Origin of the sequence: Campylobacter sp. IFREMER_LSEM_CL2090, assembly GCF_025771865.1 — a bacterium.
Lineage (GTDB): Bacteria > Campylobacterota > Campylobacteria > Campylobacterales > Campylobacteraceae > Campylobacter_D > Campylobacter_D lari_D.
In genome coordinates this window covers 1-16,750 of the sequence record NZ_JAKMRA010000001.1, presented here as the reverse complement: position 1 = coordinate 16,750, position 16,750 = coordinate 1, and the positions used below count along the sequence as shown (strand labels likewise).

Genomic DNA, 16,750 nt, shown 5'->3' with positions numbered 1-16,750 from the left:
AAGATAGTTTTACTTAATTTAAAGTATTTTTGGTATTATTTTAAGCAAAAAACTAGCTAGGAAAATCTATGGATATAAGAAAAGAATATTTAGAATTTTTTAAATCAAAAGGACACGAAATCACTCCTTCAAGCCCTTTGGTGCCTGATGATGTGACTTTACTTTTTACTAATGCAGGTATGGTACCTTTTAAAAGCATATTTACCGGAGAAGTACCACGCCCTAATCCTCCGCGTAAAACAAGCTGTCAAACTTGTATAAGAGCCGGTGGAAAACATAATGACTTAGACAATGTAGGCTATACGGCAAGACATCATACTTTCTTTGAAATGCTTGGGAATTTTAGTTTTGGAGATTATTTTAAAGAACAAGCCATTGCTTATGCTTGGGAATTTGTAACTGAAGTTTTAAAATTACCTAAAGAAAAATTATATGTAACCGTTCATGAAAGTGATGATGAAGCATATGAGCTTTGGCAAAAACATATAGAAAAAGAAAGAATTTATAAATTTGGCGATAAAGATAATTTCTGGCAAATGGGCGATACTGGACCATGTGGGCCTTGTAGTGAAATTTTTTATGATCAAGGCGCTGAGCATTTTAATTCTAGTGAAGATTATATGGGTGGAGATGGAGATAGGTTCTTAGAAATTTGGAACCTAGTTTTTATGCAGTATGAAAGAAGTGCAGATGGAACGCTTACTCCATTACCAAAACCAAGTATTGATACAGGCATGGGGCTTGAAAGAGTTAGTGCTATAAAAGAAGGAAAATTTAGTAATTTTGATAGTTCTTTGTTTATGCCTATTATTGAGAGTATTGCAAAACTTTGCGGTAAAACTTATACTTATGAAAGCGGAGCTAGTTATAGAGTAATTGCTGATCATATAAGATCAAGTGTATTTTTACTTGCTCAAGGAGTTGGGTTTGATAAAGAAGGCAGGGGCTATGTTTTAAGAAGAATTATGCGTCGTGCCTTAAGACATGGATATTTGTTAGGTCTTAAGAGAGCTTTTATGTATGAGCTTGTAGATGTAGTTTGTGAGTTAATGGGTGGGCATTATACTTACTTAAATGAAAAAAAAGAATTTATTAAAGAACAAATCAAACTAGAAGAAGAAAGATTTTTAAGCACTATTGAAAATGGTATAGAAATTTTTAACGAAGAACTTAAAAAAACTAAAGATATTTTTAGTGGTGAAGTAGCTTTTAAACTTTATGATACTTATGGTTTTCCGCTTGATTTAACCCAAGATATGCTAAGAGAAAAAAATCTTAGTATAGATGAGGCTAAATTTAATGAGCTTATGCAAGAACAAAAAGATAGAGCTAAGGCTTCTTGGAAAGGAAGTGGGGATAAAGCAGTTAGCGGGGACTTTAAAGTTTTATTAGAAAAATTTGGCAAAAATACTTTTAGTGGTTATGAAAATTATGAAGAAAAAACTAAAATCATGGCTATTTTGGATGAAAATTTTAAAATCATAACCGAAACTAAGGCAGGAGATATAGCGTGGTTAATGCTTGAAAAAACTCCATTTTACGCAACAAGTGGAGGGCAAAGTGCTGATATAGGTTTTATCAATGAAAATGAGGTTTTAGATACACAAAAATTCTTTGATATTAATCTTAGTCAAGTGAAATTAAAACAAGATCTTAAAACAAACGATGAAGTGTTAGCTTGCATAGATACTAAAAAAAGAGAACAAATCGCAAGACATCATAGTGCGACACATTTATTACACCATGCTTTAAGAGAAATTCTTGGCTCACACATTAGCCAAGCAGGCTCTTTAGTAGAACATAATAAATTAAGATTTGATTTTACTCATCCAAAAGCTCTAAATAAAGAAGAATTAAAGCAAATAGAAGCTTTAGTAAACACTTACATCATACAAGCAAATGAAGCTAAAATTGAAATTTTAGCTTTAGATGAAGCTAAAAAAAGCGGTGCAATAGCTTTATTTAGTGAAAAATATCAAGAAAAAGTAAGAGTTTTAACCCTAGGAGCTAGCAAAGAGCTTTGCGGTGGTACTCATGTGAAAAATAGCTCTGAAATAGGAAGTTTTTACATCATCAAAGAAAGTGGTGTTAGTGCTGGGGTTAGAAGGATAGAAGCGGTGGTAAGTAAAGCTGCACTTGATTATGTTAGTGAAAATTTAAAAGAGCTTAATCAAGCCAAAGAAGAATTAAAAACTCAAGATATTTTAGGCTATGTAGCAAAATTAAAAAATGAAATAGTCAGTTTAAAAAATGAATTAAAAAATTCAAACAAAACAGAATTAAACTCTAAAGAACTAAATGGCATTCAATATTGTGTACAAAAAATAGATAGTGGTGATATAAAAACTATGATAGATGAGTTTAAAAACAAATTTAACAAAGCTGTAATTTTACTTTTACAAGAAAAAGAAGGTAAGATTATCATAGCAGCAGGTGTTAAAGACACTTCGTTAAAAGCTGGTGTTTTGGTAAAAGAAATTGCACAAATGCTTGGTGGAAACGGTGGCGGTAGAGATGATTTTGCAACAGCTGGCGGTAAAGATACAAGTAAAATAGAACAAGCACTTGATCATGCTAAAAAAATCATAGAAGAAAGTCTTGCTTAATGCTTTATTTAGCTTCAAGTTCGCCCTCACGCGTTGCTTTGCTAAAAGAAGCAAATATCGCTTTTGAGCAAATTATTATCGATTATGATGAGAGTTTAATAAAAAAAGATAATCCAAGCTCTTATGTGCAAAAAATTGTTTTAGAAAAAGAAAGACAATTTTTTACAAAATATCCTGACTTAAAAAATGTTTTATTTGCTGATAGCATAGTTTGTGCTCAAAATATCATTCTTACTAAAGCTAAAAGCGACAATGAGGCTTTTAATATGCTCAATTTGCAAAGTGGCAAAAGCATTAGCGTTTTAAGCGCGATGATTTTAGTTTTAGAAGATAAAAAGATTTTTAATCTTAGCAAATGTGATTTGATCTTAGATAAATTTGATTTAAAAGATATACAAGAATACATTGATTCAAAACTTTATCAAGGTAAAGCCGGTGCTGTGATGTGTGAGGGATTTCATAAAAAATACATTAAAAAAATCATAGGCCATCAAAGTACAGCACTAGGGCTTAATATAGAACTTTTGAAAGCATTTTTATGATAAAAATTTTAAAAATATTTCTTTCTTTTTGTATAGTATGCATGGTTGGAGTTTTTATATTTATTGCATATTTGTTTTCTGATTCTGATTTAAATCAATATACCTTTAAAGATTACAAACCGCCTCTTACAACACAAATTTTTGATAAAAATGGAAAATTAGTTGCAAATGTTTTTGAGCAACACCGCTTTTATGCCCCTTATGAAGAACTTCCACCAAGACTTATAGAAGCTTTGGTAGCCATTGAAGATACTAGCTTTTTTGAACATGGCGGGGTTAATATAGATGCAATTTTTAGAGCAGCTATTAAAATCATAAGAAGCGGTGGAAAAACTATGGAAGGAGCTTCCACTCTTACTCAACAATTCATAAAAAATACAGAATTAACTCCTGAGCGTACTTTGAGCAGAAAGCTAAAAGAAGCTTTGCTTGCATATAAGATAGAAAACACTTTAACTAAAGAGCAAATTTTAGAAAGATATTTAAATTTCATCTTCTTTGGACATGGATATTATGGAGTAAAAACTGCTGCGCTTGGGTATTTTAGAAAAAATTTAGATGAGCTTAGCTTAAAAGAAATTGCCATTTTGGTAGGTATGCCAAAGGCTCCAAGTACTTATGATCCTACTAGACATTTAGATCTTTCTTTAGCTAGAGCAAATAGCGTAGTACAAAGAATGTATAATCTTGGTTGGATTTCTAAAGAAGAGTATGAAAACGCCTTAAAAGAAATTCCAAAAGTATATGATGATACTTTAACACAAAATGCAGCCCCTTATGTTACTCAAGAAGTTTTAAAACAACTAAGCGGGATTAAAGACTTAAAAAGTGGTGGCTATAAAATAGAACTTGCTATCGATCTTGATGTGCAAAATATTGCAAGAGAAGCCTTAAAATTTGGCTATGATGAAATAGTTAAAAGAGATAAAGATGCAAATTTAAGCACACTCAATGGAGCTATGATAGTAGCAAATCATCAAAATGGAGACATTTTAGCCTTAGTTGGCGGGGTAAATTACACAAAAAGTAATTTCAACCGCGCCACTCAAAGCTTAAGACAACCGGGGAGTTCTTTTAAGCCTTTCTTATATCAAATTGCCATTGACATGGGCTATTCTCCTATGAGTAAGGTTGCTGATATTTCAAGAATTTTTGAAAGTACTAAAAAAGATGAGAAAGATTGGAAACCTAAAAATTATGGTGGAAAATTTCTAGGACTCATAAGTTTAAAAGAAGCGCTAACTGGCTCAAGAAACCTAGCTACCATAAATTTAGCTCTTGCCCTAGGACTTGATGTAATCCACGATAAGCTTCAATTTATGGGCTTTGAAAACATACCGGTTGATTTATCTATAGTTTTGGGTAGCTTTGGAATTTCCATTTATGATTATGCTAAACTTTACACGGTATTTGGAAACTATGGTGTGCAAAAAGACTTATTACTCATTAAAAGAGTAATCGATAAAAATGGTAAAATAGTAGTAGAATTTAATTCCGGAGAAAGAAAAATCAGTGAACCTGAACAAGCTTTTTTAGTCAATGATATGATGCAAAATGTTGTAAAAAAAGGCACTGGGCGTAATGCTAGAGTAGAAGGGATTGAAATAGCTGGAAAAACAGGTACTTCAAATAAAAGTATAGATGCGTGGTTTTGTGGCTTAACTCCTGAAATAGAAGCTATCATTTGGTATGGAAATGATGATAATAAGCCTATGAAACAAATAGAAGGTGGTGCAAGAACTGCTGCGCCGGTTTTTAAAGAATTTTTAACAAAATACTTAGAACTTTATCCTGATAGCGCTAGAAAATTTATCATCCCAAAAGGGGTTTATCAAGGAATTTATGAAAAACAAAGAGAGTACTACACCAATACTTCTCCATTTCCAAAAAACAACCCTGCTCTATCTGAAAATAATGAGGTAATTTTTTAAAAATATTTTTTATAAAATAATAAAAATTATCCTTCTATTTTCCTTTATATGTTTTAATATCACAAAATATATAAAGGATGCTTCATGAATATCACAAACGAACAATTATATAACAAAAGACGCCATTTTTTAAAACTAGGTGCTGGAGCTTTAGTTAGTTCAGCTTTAGTTCAATCTGAATTAATGGCATTAAATTTCTTTCCTGATCCTAACAATGAAAAATTAAATTTAAGTGAAGAAAAAATTGCAACTAATTATGTTAATTTTTATGAATTTTCTACTGATAAAAAAAGAGCTGTTGAGCTTGCAAAAAATTTCAACACAAATGGTTGGAAAATAGAAGTTAGCGGGGAAGTTGAAGAACCTTTGACTTTAACTATGCAAGATTTATTGGCTTTTCCATTAGAAGAGAGAATTTATAGATTTCGCTGTGTTGAAACTTGGTCCATGGTGGTGCCTTGGGTTGGTTTTGAATTGCGTGCTTTAATAGAAAAATGTAAAGTTAAAAGTGAGGCTAAATTTATAAAATTTACCACTCTTTTTGATAAAAATCAATTTGCCGATCAAGCCTCATTTTTTCCAACTCTTGATTATCCTTATGTAGAAGGCTTAAGATTAGATGAGGCTATGCACCCACTAACACTTATGGCTGTGGGCATGTATAAAAAGCCTTTATTAGGACAAAATGGAGCACCGATTCGCCTTGTAGTTCCATGGAAGTATGGCTTTAAAAGTATAAAATCTATTGTAAAAATAGAATTTACCAAAGAACAACCTAAAAGCACATGGGAGTTAGCAAACCCTAGAGAATATGGATTTTATGCTAATGTTAATCCAAATGTCTCTCACCCAAGATGGTCTCAAGCAAACGAGCGTCCTTTGGGAGATTTTTTCACTAAGCCTACGCAAATGTTTAATGGCTATGAAAAAGAAGTAGCGCATTTGTATAAAGATATGGATTTAAAGGTTAATTTTTAATGAGCAAAAAAGTTTATAATATCAGTGGATTTTTAGCTTTTGTTTTAAGTATTGTTTTTAGTGTTTATCAAATCATGCAAGAATTTGATATTGTAAAATCTGTATATTTTTATAGTGGTGTATTTGGCTTAATCTTTTTTGGATTAAGCCTATTTTTTTCACTTTTAAAGTATAAACACACAAAAGATTACCCTAAATTTTTAGGTTTTTATGCATTTTTTTGGGTTTTGATTCACTTTTTTAATTACTTTGCTTTTAGTAAAAATTTAGATTTAATGCTTTTTTTCAAAGATACTTTTAGTAAAAATTTAGAATTTAGTGGTTTTATAAGCTTTTTCATACTCACACTTATGTTTATAAGCTCATTTAAGCTTTTTAAAAAATTAAGCAAGATAAGAAAATTTGGCTATTTTTGCTTTTTACTAGTATCTTGGCATTATTTTTTATCTGCAAAAATACCGCAAATTCCACATTTTTTAGCACTGAGTCTAGCTTTAATTTTTTTGTTTTTTAAATTATGGAATAATTACAAAAAAAGAAGAAATAAATATTTACAAGCTCAATCATTATAAAAACATTTTATATTTTTCACAAACCCTCAACAGAGAGTTTGTGATTTAATCATCGTTTTTAATACTAATATAAACTAATGCTAAAAGCATATAGGTTACTAATCTAGTAGCATCAGGCAAACCATTCCAAGTTTTACTCATCCACATGCCAAACCACTCTGCAGCCACCACTTGAAAACCAAAAAACCATAACAAACAACAACAAGTTAAAGCAATGATTCCAAATTTTTTAGCTTCATGGAAAGTTTTTGCATCTAAATTTCTTGCTTTAAACATATCTAAAGCACCTTTTAAAGCAGTCAGCATAATAAAAGCTTCAAAACAAATAATAAAGATATAAGCAATATGATGGATCGTAGAATTTGTAATAGCCCTATAAACAATAGCATTACCTAAATAATCAGGCTTAGTATCCATACTCATAACATGTTTTACAAACTGAAAATTTGAATTATAATCAGTTATATTACCAAAAACAACAATAGCAGCCAAAGAGGCAACGGTAAGCAAGATAATCATTTTAGAATATCTTATTACACTCATCATAGAAAAACTACAATTGCAATTCATTAAATACTCCTTTTTGTTAAAATTATATTAATATAATACAACAAATATTAAATAAAACTGAAATATCTAACGCAATCTTAAAGAATTGACTACAACCGTTACTGAACTAAAACACATTGCTAAAGCTGCCAAATGCGGACTAAGACTTATAAATGGCACAAGACCTGCCGCAATGGGAATACATAAAGCATTGTAAACAAAAGCCCAAAAAAGATTAAGTTTGATGATATTTTTAGTTCTTTGAGAAAGCTCAAAACAATAAGCTACTAAAGATAAATCATCTTTTATCAAAATCAAATCTCCGCTTTTTTTAGCAAGCTCACTTGCTTTAGAAAAACTTATGCTTGCGCTAGCTAAATTTAAAGCAGGAGCATCATTGATACCATCTCCTACAAAAAGAACTTTTTCTTTTTTGATTTTTTCTTTTATGAAATCAAGTTTTTGATCAGGTTTTAAATCAGAATAATATTCATCAACATTAAGCTCATTTGCTATTTTAGTAACACTTTTTTTATTATCACCACTTAAAATAATACTTTTTATACCTTTTTGTTTTAAATTTGCTATCAAATTTTTAGCTTCGTTTTTAAGTTCATTTTTTAAACAAACCCCGCCAAGACAAATATTATTTTTTGCAAAATACAAACATATAGGTGCTTGATCTTCAAATTCTTGCAAAAATTGCTTGCTTTTTTGTATATCAACACTATTTTCAAGCATTAATTTTTCATTGCCTATTAAATATTTATCATCATTTTCCTCATAAAGCAAACCACTACCCACTAAAACACTTAATTTTCCTTGTAAATTTAAATTTACATTCAATTTTTTAGTAAAAGCCTTTGCGATTGGATGTGAGCTTAAATTTTCAATTTGCGTGAGTTTTTGAAAATTTTCTTGAGTTAGATCATGCTTATAAACACTTAAATCATCTTGACTTAAAGTGCCTGTTTTATCAAAAATAGCAAGTTTTATACTAGCTAAATTCTCTAATACCGCTGGATTTTTTACTAAGATAAAATTTCTTGCACCATTTGCTAAAGCACTAACTATGGCTATAGGGGTTGCTAAGCCCAAAGCGCAAGGACAAGAGATTAAAAGAGTGGCACAAGCATGTAAAAATGCTGCGTTGACTCCTTCTTTAAAATACCAAAAAACAAACACAAAAAGCGATAAAACAATAATACAAGCTACAAAATAAGCTGAAATTTTATTAGCTAAATTTGCTAAAGGTGTTTTGATATTGCCTGCTTTAAAAACAAGATCTTTAATTTGTTCTAATGAGCTTTCAATCGCCTTTTTACTAGCTTTAATCTTTAAGCTTCCATTAATCAACACACTTCCTGCTAGAATTTCATCATTTTGCTTTTTCAAAAGTGGTAAAAATTCTCCTGTTAAAAAACTCACATCAACCTCAGCCTCGCCTGCTATAATCACCCCATCAACAACAACGCTTTCACCCTCTTTCACTAAAATCACATCATTTTCTTTTACAAAAGCACTAGGTATGCTTTTTATACTTGCATCTTCTAAGATTATATTAGCTTTTTTAATATCTATATTTTTTAGTTTGTTTTGATATTCTAAGGATTTAAATTTAGCCTTTTCTTCTAAGTATTTACCTAATAAAACAAAGCTTACAATCATCGCTCCGCCACTAAAATACAAATAACCATCTTTACTAAATACCTCAAAATACACAAAAAAAGAATATATAAAAGAAGTAAAAGCACCTAAGGATATCAAGGTATTCATATCTAAATTTTTATGCCTTAATCCTTTAAGAGCGTGGATAAAAAAACCTTTTCCACAATAAAAAATCGCTATCATAGATAAAAACATTTGAATTAAAGCAGAAACATTTCCTTGAACAAACATTTCAAAATACATCACAATAGAGCTTAAAATTATACTCACAATAAGCTTTGTTTTCATATTTTTAAGCTCTTTAAGTTTAAATTCGTATAAATTTTGCTCTTCTTGTAATATCTCAAAACCCAAAGCCTTAATTTTTTCTTTGATCTTTGCTTCTAAAGATAAATCTTTAAGCAAAAACACTCCACTAGAATTGACATAAGAAACACTTACATCTTCTACCCCATCAATTTTTGCACAAACTTTTTCTATAGCATTAGAGCAATTAACACAGGTCATATTGCCTATTTTTAACTTTAATTCATGCTTCATCTGTCTCAAAACCTAAATCTTGCAATTGTTTTTTAAACTCTTCAACTTGCTCTGCTTTTAAATCAATCTCTATGCTTTTATTTTCAACACTTATTTGCATAGCACCAAATTCATCTTCCAATGAAGCTTTGATTAAATTTACACAACTTTGACAATTAATATTTTTAGTTTTTATAATCATTTATTCTCCTTTTTCTCTGTATTCATATTTATAAGTGTGAAAAATTTTATTTTTTATAAATTTAAAACCCATTTTTTCATAAAGCATTTTTGCATTTATATTTTCATCTTCTACGATTAATGAAAGTTTTTTATCATTTTTCAAAGCTTCATCGAAGGCATATTCAATCAATTTCTTAGCAATGCCTTTCCCTCTTGCCTTTTCATCTACGCAAATACTATCTAAATAAAACTCATTATCGCATTCTTTTAAAACTTTTTCATTAATTCCTAAAAATTCTAAATGCTCATTTAAAGGCTTATCTAGCTCATCTGCCAAAGCCCCATCATAAAAACAAATCACACCTAAAATTTCATTATCTTCTTCATAAACATATATATTTTCATAGCTTAAACGATTATTTTCTTGAGTGAAGAAATTTTCTAAAACCTCTATGGCTTTTTGATGATCATTATAGCCACTAAGTTTATATATAAAATGATCCATTGCCAAAGCAAGCAATTGTATGCATTTTTTAACATCATCTTTCCTAGCTTTTCTGATCACTCTTTTGCTCCTTTAAAATCAAATTTAGACTTCTTAGTTTATACTTTTAACTTTAAAACAATATAAGAAAGAGAGAATTTATGGGAAGAGCGTTTGAATATCGCAGAGCCTCTAAAGAAGCAAGATGGGATAAAATGAGCAAACTTTTTCCAAAACTTGCAAAGGCTATACAAGTAGCAGCAAAAGAAGGCGGAGCTGATCCTGATATGAATCCAAAGCTTCGTAGTGCCATAGCTACTGCAAAAGCTAATAATATGCCAAAAGACAATATCGATGCAGCTATTAAAAGAGCAAGTGGAAAAGATAGTGCTGATATTAAAAATATCCACTATGAGGGAAAAGCAGCACATGGAGCTTTAATCATTGTTGAGTGTATGAGTGATAATCCTACACGCACAGTGGCTAATGTAAAAGCAATTTTTAGCAAAAATGGTGGAGAAATTTTACAAAATGGCTCTTTAACTTTTATGTTTTCACATAAAGCTGTTTTTCATCTTGAAAAATATGATGGAGATTTAGAAGAGCTTGAACTTGAACTCATTGATGCAGGACTTGAAGAACTTGAACAAAATGAAGAAGAATTACTGATTATAGGTGATTACACTGCTTTTGGTGAACTTAGTAACGCCATAGAAAAAAAAGACTTAGTGCTTAAAAAAGCAGGACTTGAATATCTTGCTAATAACCCCGTAAGCTTTAGCGAAGAGCAACTTCTTGATATTGAAAAATTGCTTGATAAATTAGAAGATGATGATGATGTACAAGCAGTTTATACCAACATAGAATAGGAGCAAAAAATGCTTAAAAAAATCGACATAAAAGATGCAAAAAAATACAATTTTGCTATCATTAGCACCGAAAAAGGTGATATGAAATTAGAATTATTTCCCGATGAAGCACCACAAACTGTGTGTAATTTTGCTAATTTAGCTAATGAAGGTTTTTATGATGAGCTTGTTTTTCACCGTGTGATTCCAAATTTTGTAATACAAGGTGGTTGTCCTTATGGTATAGGTTCAGGTGGTCCTGGTTATGAGATAGAATGTGAATGTGACGATCAAAAACACAAACATTTAAGAGGTAGTTTATCTATGGCTCATGCTGGTAGAGATACAGGTGGTTCACAATTTTTTATTTGTCACAGCCCACAACCTCATTTAGATGGAGTGCATACTATCTTTGGACAAATCAATCCTGAAGACAAAGAAAGTTTAGAAGTACTAGATAGCATTAGAGCAGGAGATAAAATCAAAACTATCCAAATTTTAGAAAAACTTTAATTTTACATCTCCTTAAAATTGTGCTATGATTTTTTAAGGAGATTTGTTATGCATTTTATTTTTATTTGTATTCATCTTATCTGCGCTATATTTTTTATAGCCTATGTATTTTTTGATGTTTGTGTTTATTGCTTTGCTTATAAACACGAAAGCAAAGAAGATTGCGATAAAATTAAAAAAGCCTATACCAAGTCAAGTATTTTTATTTTTGCTAGTATTTTTATCTTGCTTTTATTGAGTGGTTTTTATCTTTTAAATTTTTATGAATTTAATTCTTTTTGGGATTTTTTTGCAAGCAATTTTGGAGTATTTTTATTTATCAAGCTTTTGCTGCTAATAACAATGTTAGCTTTAACTTGTTATTCTTTGTTTTTTATAAAAATTTTAAAAAGAAAAGATCCTTTAAAATCTCACTTGATTGCATTGATTTTATGCATTTTAATAGTCATTTGTGCAAAAGCCATGCTATATTTTTAAAACATTAAAACTAAATTTATATCATTAGTTTAAAAAATTAAAGGGTGTTTATGCTTGGTGATATTATAGATTTTTTACTTACTCTTGCAAAAGATTGGGGTTATTGGGGGATTATCTTTCTTATGTTTATAGAAAGCTCCTTTTTTCCTTTTCCTAGTGAAGTAGTGATGATACCTGCTGGATATTTAGCTCATCAAAACGAACTTAACTTTTGGCTATGTCTACTTTGTGGGACTTTTGGAGCTCTTTTGGGTGCTTTATTAAATTATTACTTATGTTATTTTTTAGGGCGTAATGTTATTTTAAAAATATGTAAATATTTTGGAGTTAATGAAACAAAATTTGCTCAGTTTGAAGCCTTTTTCAATAAACATGGTGAAATATCAACATTTAGCGGTAGATTAATCCCTGGATTGCGTCAATACATTTCTTTACCTGCTGGACTTGCAAGAATGAATTTGAAAAAATTTATATTTTATACTAGTTTAGGAGCTGGAATTTGGTGTTTAATTTTACTTATATTAGGTTATATTTTAGGTAAAAATGAAGACTTACTTAAAGAATATCTACATTTTGTTATTATTGCTTGTATTATTTTTATAAGTATGCTTTTAACTATCTATATTTATATACAAAAAAAGAAAAATCACACTTAAATTTTATTAACTTCCTTAAATTACCTAGTGCATATGTTTTTAATATTTTTACAAAAATATTTTAAATTTATAAGATTTTATATTTTAATTTTGATAAAATCTTTAAAAACTATTTTAAAGAATATTTATGCAAAAACCATCAATTCAAAATTTAACTAATTTTTTAATCGAATATATTAGCGTTTTTCTAAGTGCAGGAACTTACACAGCAAGAGTAGCAAAATGCGTTGGAAGGATAGCTAATGCGTATGGTTATGAAATTAATATGAATTTTTTCTTTCATCATACTACGCTAAATATTTTTGATAAAGATGATAACTCTATACAAAGAACCTACATCATACCTAACAAACACAATCATATTAATTTTAAACTTATTTTAGAACTTAGTGCATTAAGTTGGCAAATTCATGATCATAAATACAACCTAGAAGAAGCTAAAATTTCTCTTTTAAAACTCAAACAAACCAAAAGAAATCCTTTTTTAGCTAATTTATTTTTAGTTTCAGCAGCAAATTCGGCCTTTTGTAAGCTATTTGGGGGAGATTTTTATGGATGTTTATTTGTATTTTTAGCTACTTTGGTTGGTTTTAGTTTGAGAGTTTTACTCACTAGAATAAAAATTGATTTAAGAATTCAATATATTTTTTGCTCTTTTTTATCTTCTTTTATTGTGTTTTTTGGAGTGGATTTAAAGCTTATACAAGAAGCAAATATTGCTTTGGGTTCTAGTATCTTGTATTTAATACCTGGAGTTTATTTTATAAACTCAATTATAGATATTTTAAAAGATCACATACTTATGGGTTTTAGTCGTATTATTAGTGTGGCGATATTGGTATGCTGTATTGCTATTGGAATTTATACCACTCTTAGCATTAGTGACTTTGGAATTTTAAGATGATTGATTATTCTTCTATATTTTGGGATATGTTTTTTGCAGCTTTAACAGGATTTGGTTTTGCTTATGTGTGCAATCCACCCTTTAAAACACTCATACTCTCAGCCATATTGGCCGCCATAGCACATGGTATGCGTTTTACTCTAATGGGGTATTTTGGCTTTCAAACCTTGGCTATTGCGACCTTTATAGCTTCTTTTAGCATAGGTTGTCTTGGTTTGTTTTTGGCTAAGATTTTTAAAACACCCGCTGAAATTATAGCTTTTCCTGCTCTTATCCCTATGATACCCGGAATTTACGCATACAAAGCTATATTGTATTTGATTTCTTTTATACGCTCAGAGGATATTGGCGAAAAAACTAATTTTTTGATTCATTTTTTTGATTATTTCTTTACAACACTTTCGGTAACATTAGCTCTAGCAGTAGGAGTAAGCATAACCTTGCTTTTATTTTTTGAACAAAGCTTTATGATGACAAGAAGTATTAAAAAAAGCAAAAATCACGATCAAAATTAATCGTGATTCATTTTATTCTTTGCCTCTATTCCCATGAGTGCAAAAGCTGTTTTAATACTCAAGGCACATATGGCAAAAAGTTTTAAAAGCTCATCTTCATTGCTTGAGCCAACAACTTTATTTTCATTATAAAATTTATGAAATAAAGAGGCTAAATTTTTTAAATAATCAGGAATTTTTTGCAAGGCTCTTGATTCGAATGCATCATTAAGTACTGCTTTTAAATTTAAGCTTTCAAACAAAAGATTCATACCATCTTCATTTAAACTCTCAAATTTAGCATATATAACATCATTTACACTCTTACCTGCTTTGGCAAATACTTGATGAATTCTCGCATGAGCATAATTAATATAATACACAGGATTAGAGCTATCTTCTTTTTTAAACTCATCTACATCAAATTCCAAATGCGTATCACATTTTTTGCTGATAAAAATATATCTTAGCACATCACTACCAAGTTCTTCTAAAACATCACCCATTAAAATGAAATTTCCTGCTCTTTTACTCATCTTATAAGGCTCGCCATTTTTTAAGAGTGAAACCATTTGTGCTAAGATAATTTCAAGATTTTGACTATCATGACCTAAAAATTCCATAGCAGCTTTCATTCTAGCTATATAGCCGTGATGATCAGCCCCCCATATATTGATACACTTATCATAACCACGACTCATTTTATCTTTATGATAAACTATATCAGCAGCTAAATAAGTTCCTTTTCCATCATCTTTAATAATCACACGATCTTTTTCATCACCTTTAGCACTTGATGCAAGCCATATTTTACCATCTTGCTGATAAGTACCACCATGCTCTTTTAAGGCTTTTAAAGTATTTTCTAATTCACTATAATAGCTTGTTTCACTCACATAAGTATCAATAAATATCTTAGCATCGGCTAAATTTTGCTTAATAATTTTTAGCATTTTATCCTTAGCCCAAAGCGCTAATTGTGGAATATTTCCTTCTATAAAAAAATCTTTTTCAAATTCAGCAAAAGCCTCTTTTGCCACATCTATGATATATTCACCTTTATAATACTCATCAGGATATCGAACTTGCTCTTTTAAACAATGCTCTTTTACTGCAAGCAATATAGAAAGACCTAAAAGATAAATTTGATTACCCGCATCATTAACATAATATTCTGTATCAAATTTATATCCTAAATGTCTAGCAACCCTAGTTAAAGTATCACCAAAAATAGCCCCTCTAGCATGCCCTATGTGTAAAGGTCCTGTTGGATTTGCACTAACATATTCAAGCAAAAAACTCTGCTCTTTTTTTTCATCTTTTGCAAAATTTTCACTATCACTCAAAGCTTGCGTAGCCAAAGAATTTAAAAAAGTCTTTGAAAGCTTAAAATTTACATAACCATTTAAAGCCTCTACACTTTCAAAACAATCACAATCTTTTAACTTAGCAACAATATCATTAGCAATTATTATAGGGTTTTGCTTTAATTCTTTAGCTAAAGAAAAAGCCAAAGGTGTAGCAAAATGGGCTAAATTTTTATTCTTAGGATTTTCTAAGATAAAATCTCTTCCTAGTTTCTCTTTAATTTCTTTATAAACTAAAGTTTTCAACATATCGCCTTAAGCTTTTTTTGTTTCTTCATTATTTTCTTTTACCAGCACATCTTTCTCGTTGATTTTTTCAATTTTTTGTGCATCTTCTTGAACGATTTTTTTATCATCATCAGTATTCATTTCATCTTTAAAAGTTTTAATACCTTTTCCTAAACCTTTAGCAAGCTCTGGAATTTTTTTAGCACCAAAAAGTAATACTACAATAAGTAATATGATTAACCATTGGGTTCCACTTGGCATATGCATTTTATTCTCCTTTATTCCATTGAATTTGAATTTGTTTTAAATCATGTTTTGTACTTTTTAATTTTGAAGCTTCAAAAACTGCTTCTAACTCCCTATAACTTTTTTCTAGATCATCATTTATGATTAAAAAATCATATCGATCCAAATAAGCCATTTCATCACTAGCATTTTCTAATCTTTTGCTAATATCTTCTATTTTATCAGTATTTCGCTTAAGCAATCTTTTTTCAAGTTCTTTTTTATCTTTAGTTGTGATAAATACAGAAGTAATATAATTAGGCATTTTTTCTTTAGCTATGCAAAAGCCTTGCACATCTATATCAAAAATGACACTTTTACCCTCTTGCAATGCTTTTTTTACAGGAATTAACGATGTACCATAGTAATTTTTATGCACTAAAGCCCATTCTAAAAAATCACCTTTTTCTATACCTTGTTTAAATTCTTCTTCACTGATAAAAAAATAATCTACTCCATTTTTTTCATTTTCCCTAGGAGCTCTTGTTGTGCTTGAAATAGAAAAATAAATATTATCTTTTTCTTTAAAAAGTTTTTGAAGCAAGGTACTCTTACCTGCTCCACTTGGCCCTGAAATAATTAAAATTTGACCGCTCAATGTTTATCCTCATCAAAGCTTATATTGATGTTTATATTCATCTTCATACCTTTCAAGGCTGCCTTTAAAGTATCATCAGTAATACTTGAAGTAATGGTTTGAGCTATACTCTTACTAAGCTCATTTACCATTTCATCTTCTTGTAAATTTTCTATTTTTTCTTGAGTGCTTAATCTATTTTCTTCTTTCTTTTCTACAATAGCTGGAGCAAGCTCTTCGCCTAAAGCCAACATAATATCATTTTCATTTAAATTTGCAAACTCATCTTGTGTATCGTCTAAAATTTCGCTCATATTTTCCTCTATATTTTCCTCTATATTTTCCTCTATATTTTCCTCTATATTTTCC

Annotated in this window: 18 protein-coding genes and 1 pseudogene; 11 read left to right on the top strand and 8 right to left on the bottom strand. The window is 29.8% G+C overall.

Features of this window, described 5'->3' with window-relative positions; all coding sequences use genetic code 11:
• Nucleotides 1-68 precede the first annotated feature (68 nt).
• From alaS to L8V85_RS00075, 5 genes are all read left to right on the top strand, one after another.
• On the top strand, nt 69-2,606 hold the full coding sequence (gene alaS, locus L8V85_RS00095; protein WP_263737190.1) for an alanine--tRNA ligase: 2,538 nt from the start codon (nt 69-71) through the stop codon (nt 2,604-2,606).
• Nucleotides 2,606-3,148, top strand: coding sequence for a septum formation inhibitor Maf (gene maf, locus L8V85_RS00090; protein WP_258107611.1), 543 nt, complete (start codon nt 2,606-2,608; stop codon nt 3,146-3,148). The genes alaS and maf overlap by 1 nt, the downstream gene beginning before the upstream one ends.
• Complete coding sequence (locus L8V85_RS00085) at nt 3,148-5,079, top strand: PBP1A family penicillin-binding protein (RefSeq protein WP_133318971.1); 1,932 nt, start codon at nt 3,148-3,150, stop codon at nt 5,077-5,079. The genes maf and L8V85_RS00085 overlap by 1 nt, the downstream gene beginning before the upstream one ends.
• 84 nt (nt 5,080-5,163) lie before the next feature.
• Nucleotides 5,164-6,057: a protein-methionine-sulfoxide reductase catalytic subunit MsrP gene (gene msrP, locus L8V85_RS00080; protein ID WP_133318683.1), complete on the top strand. Its 894-nt coding sequence runs from the start codon at nt 5,164-5,166 to the stop codon at nt 6,055-6,057.
• The gene (locus tag L8V85_RS00075; RefSeq protein ID WP_263737189.1) at nt 6,057-6,629 is read left to right on the top strand and encodes a sulfite oxidase heme-binding subunit YedZ; all 573 of its coding nucleotides are present in this window, start codon (nt 6,057-6,059) and stop codon (nt 6,627-6,629) included. The genes msrP and L8V85_RS00075 overlap by 1 nt, the downstream gene beginning before the upstream one ends.
• Before the next feature lie 45 nt (nt 6,630-6,674).
• Here L8V85_RS00075 and L8V85_RS00070 read toward each other — a convergent pair whose 3' ends face one another.
• From L8V85_RS00070 to L8V85_RS00055, 4 genes are all read right to left on the bottom strand, one after another.
• Nucleotides 6,675-7,199, bottom strand: a complete 525-nt coding sequence (locus L8V85_RS00070; RefSeq protein WP_263666126.1) for a DUF2165 family protein — start codon at nt 7,197-7,199, stop codon at nt 6,675-6,677.
• A 66-nt stretch (nt 7,200-7,265) separates the two neighbouring features.
• Complete coding sequence (locus L8V85_RS00065) at nt 7,266-9,386, bottom strand: heavy metal translocating P-type ATPase (RefSeq protein ID WP_263737188.1); 2,121 nt, start codon at nt 9,384-9,386, stop codon at nt 7,266-7,268.
• The gene (locus L8V85_RS00060; protein ID WP_263659023.1) at nt 9,376-9,567 is read right to left on the bottom strand and encodes a cation transporter; all 192 of its coding nucleotides are present in this window, start codon (nt 9,565-9,567) and stop codon (nt 9,376-9,378) included. Before L8V85_RS00060 ends, L8V85_RS00065 begins: the two co-directional genes overlap by 11 nt.
• Complete coding sequence (locus L8V85_RS00055; protein ID WP_263737187.1) at nt 9,568-10,113, bottom strand: GNAT family N-acetyltransferase; 546 nt, start codon at nt 10,111-10,113, stop codon at nt 9,568-9,570.
• 80 nt (nt 10,114-10,193) lie between these two features.
• Here L8V85_RS00055 and L8V85_RS00050 point away from each other — a divergent pair, with 80 nt between their 5' ends.
• The 6 genes from L8V85_RS00050 to L8V85_RS00025 all read left to right on the top strand — a co-directional run bounded on the left by L8V85_RS00050 (nt 10,194) and on the right by L8V85_RS00025 (nt 13,945).
• On the top strand, nt 10,194-10,901 hold the full coding sequence (locus L8V85_RS00050) for a YebC/PmpR family DNA-binding transcriptional regulator (protein WP_263659021.1): 708 nt from the start codon (nt 10,194-10,196) through the stop codon (nt 10,899-10,901).
• A 9-nt stretch (nt 10,902-10,910) separates the two neighbouring features.
• Nucleotides 10,911-11,393 (top strand): peptidylprolyl isomerase, encoded by a 483-nt coding sequence (locus tag L8V85_RS00045; protein ID WP_133318677.1) that lies wholly within the window; start codon nt 10,911-10,913, stop codon nt 11,391-11,393.
• A gap of 48 nt (nt 11,394-11,441) precedes the next feature.
• Nucleotides 11,442-11,870 (top strand): trehalose-6-phosphate synthase, encoded by a 429-nt coding sequence (locus L8V85_RS00040; protein ID WP_263737186.1) that lies wholly within the window; start codon nt 11,442-11,444, stop codon nt 11,868-11,870.
• 50 nt (nt 11,871-11,920) lie between these two features.
• Nucleotides 11,921-12,526: a DedA family protein gene (locus L8V85_RS00035; protein WP_263737185.1), complete on the top strand. Its 606-nt coding sequence runs from the start codon at nt 11,921-11,923 to the stop codon at nt 12,524-12,526.
• Between the two features lie 127 nt (nt 12,527-12,653).
• Nucleotides 12,654-13,430, top strand: a complete 777-nt coding sequence (locus L8V85_RS00030; protein ID WP_220566900.1) for a threonine/serine ThrE exporter family protein — start codon at nt 12,654-12,656, stop codon at nt 13,428-13,430.
• Nucleotides 13,427-13,945: a threonine/serine exporter family protein gene (locus L8V85_RS00025; RefSeq protein WP_263737184.1), complete on the top strand. Its 519-nt coding sequence runs from the start codon at nt 13,427-13,429 to the stop codon at nt 13,943-13,945. The genes L8V85_RS00030 and L8V85_RS00025 overlap by 4 nt, the downstream gene beginning before the upstream one ends.
• Here the strand turns inward: L8V85_RS00025 and argS are convergent.
• From argS to L8V85_RS00005, 4 genes and pseudogenes are all read right to left on the bottom strand, one after another.
• A complete protein-coding gene (gene argS, locus L8V85_RS00020) occupies nt 13,942-15,540 on the bottom strand; it encodes an arginine--tRNA ligase (protein ID WP_412175238.1) in 1,599 nt (532 codons plus the stop codon). The genes L8V85_RS00025 and argS overlap by 4 nt on opposite strands.
• Before the next feature lie 6 nt (nt 15,541-15,546).
• Complete coding sequence (locus tag L8V85_RS00015) at nt 15,547-15,786, bottom strand: twin-arginine translocase TatA/TatE family subunit (RefSeq protein ID WP_133318671.1); 240 nt, start codon at nt 15,784-15,786, stop codon at nt 15,547-15,549.
• A 1-nt stretch (nt 15,787) separates the two neighbouring features.
• Nucleotides 15,788-16,402 (bottom strand): guanylate kinase, encoded by a 615-nt coding sequence (gmk, locus tag L8V85_RS00010; protein WP_220566902.1) that lies wholly within the window; start codon nt 16,400-16,402, stop codon nt 15,788-15,790.
• Nucleotides 16,399-16,750 (bottom strand): annotated as a pseudogene (locus L8V85_RS00005) (highly acidic protein); the annotation flags it as partial. The pseudogene L8V85_RS00005 and the gene gmk, both read right to left, overlap by 4 nt.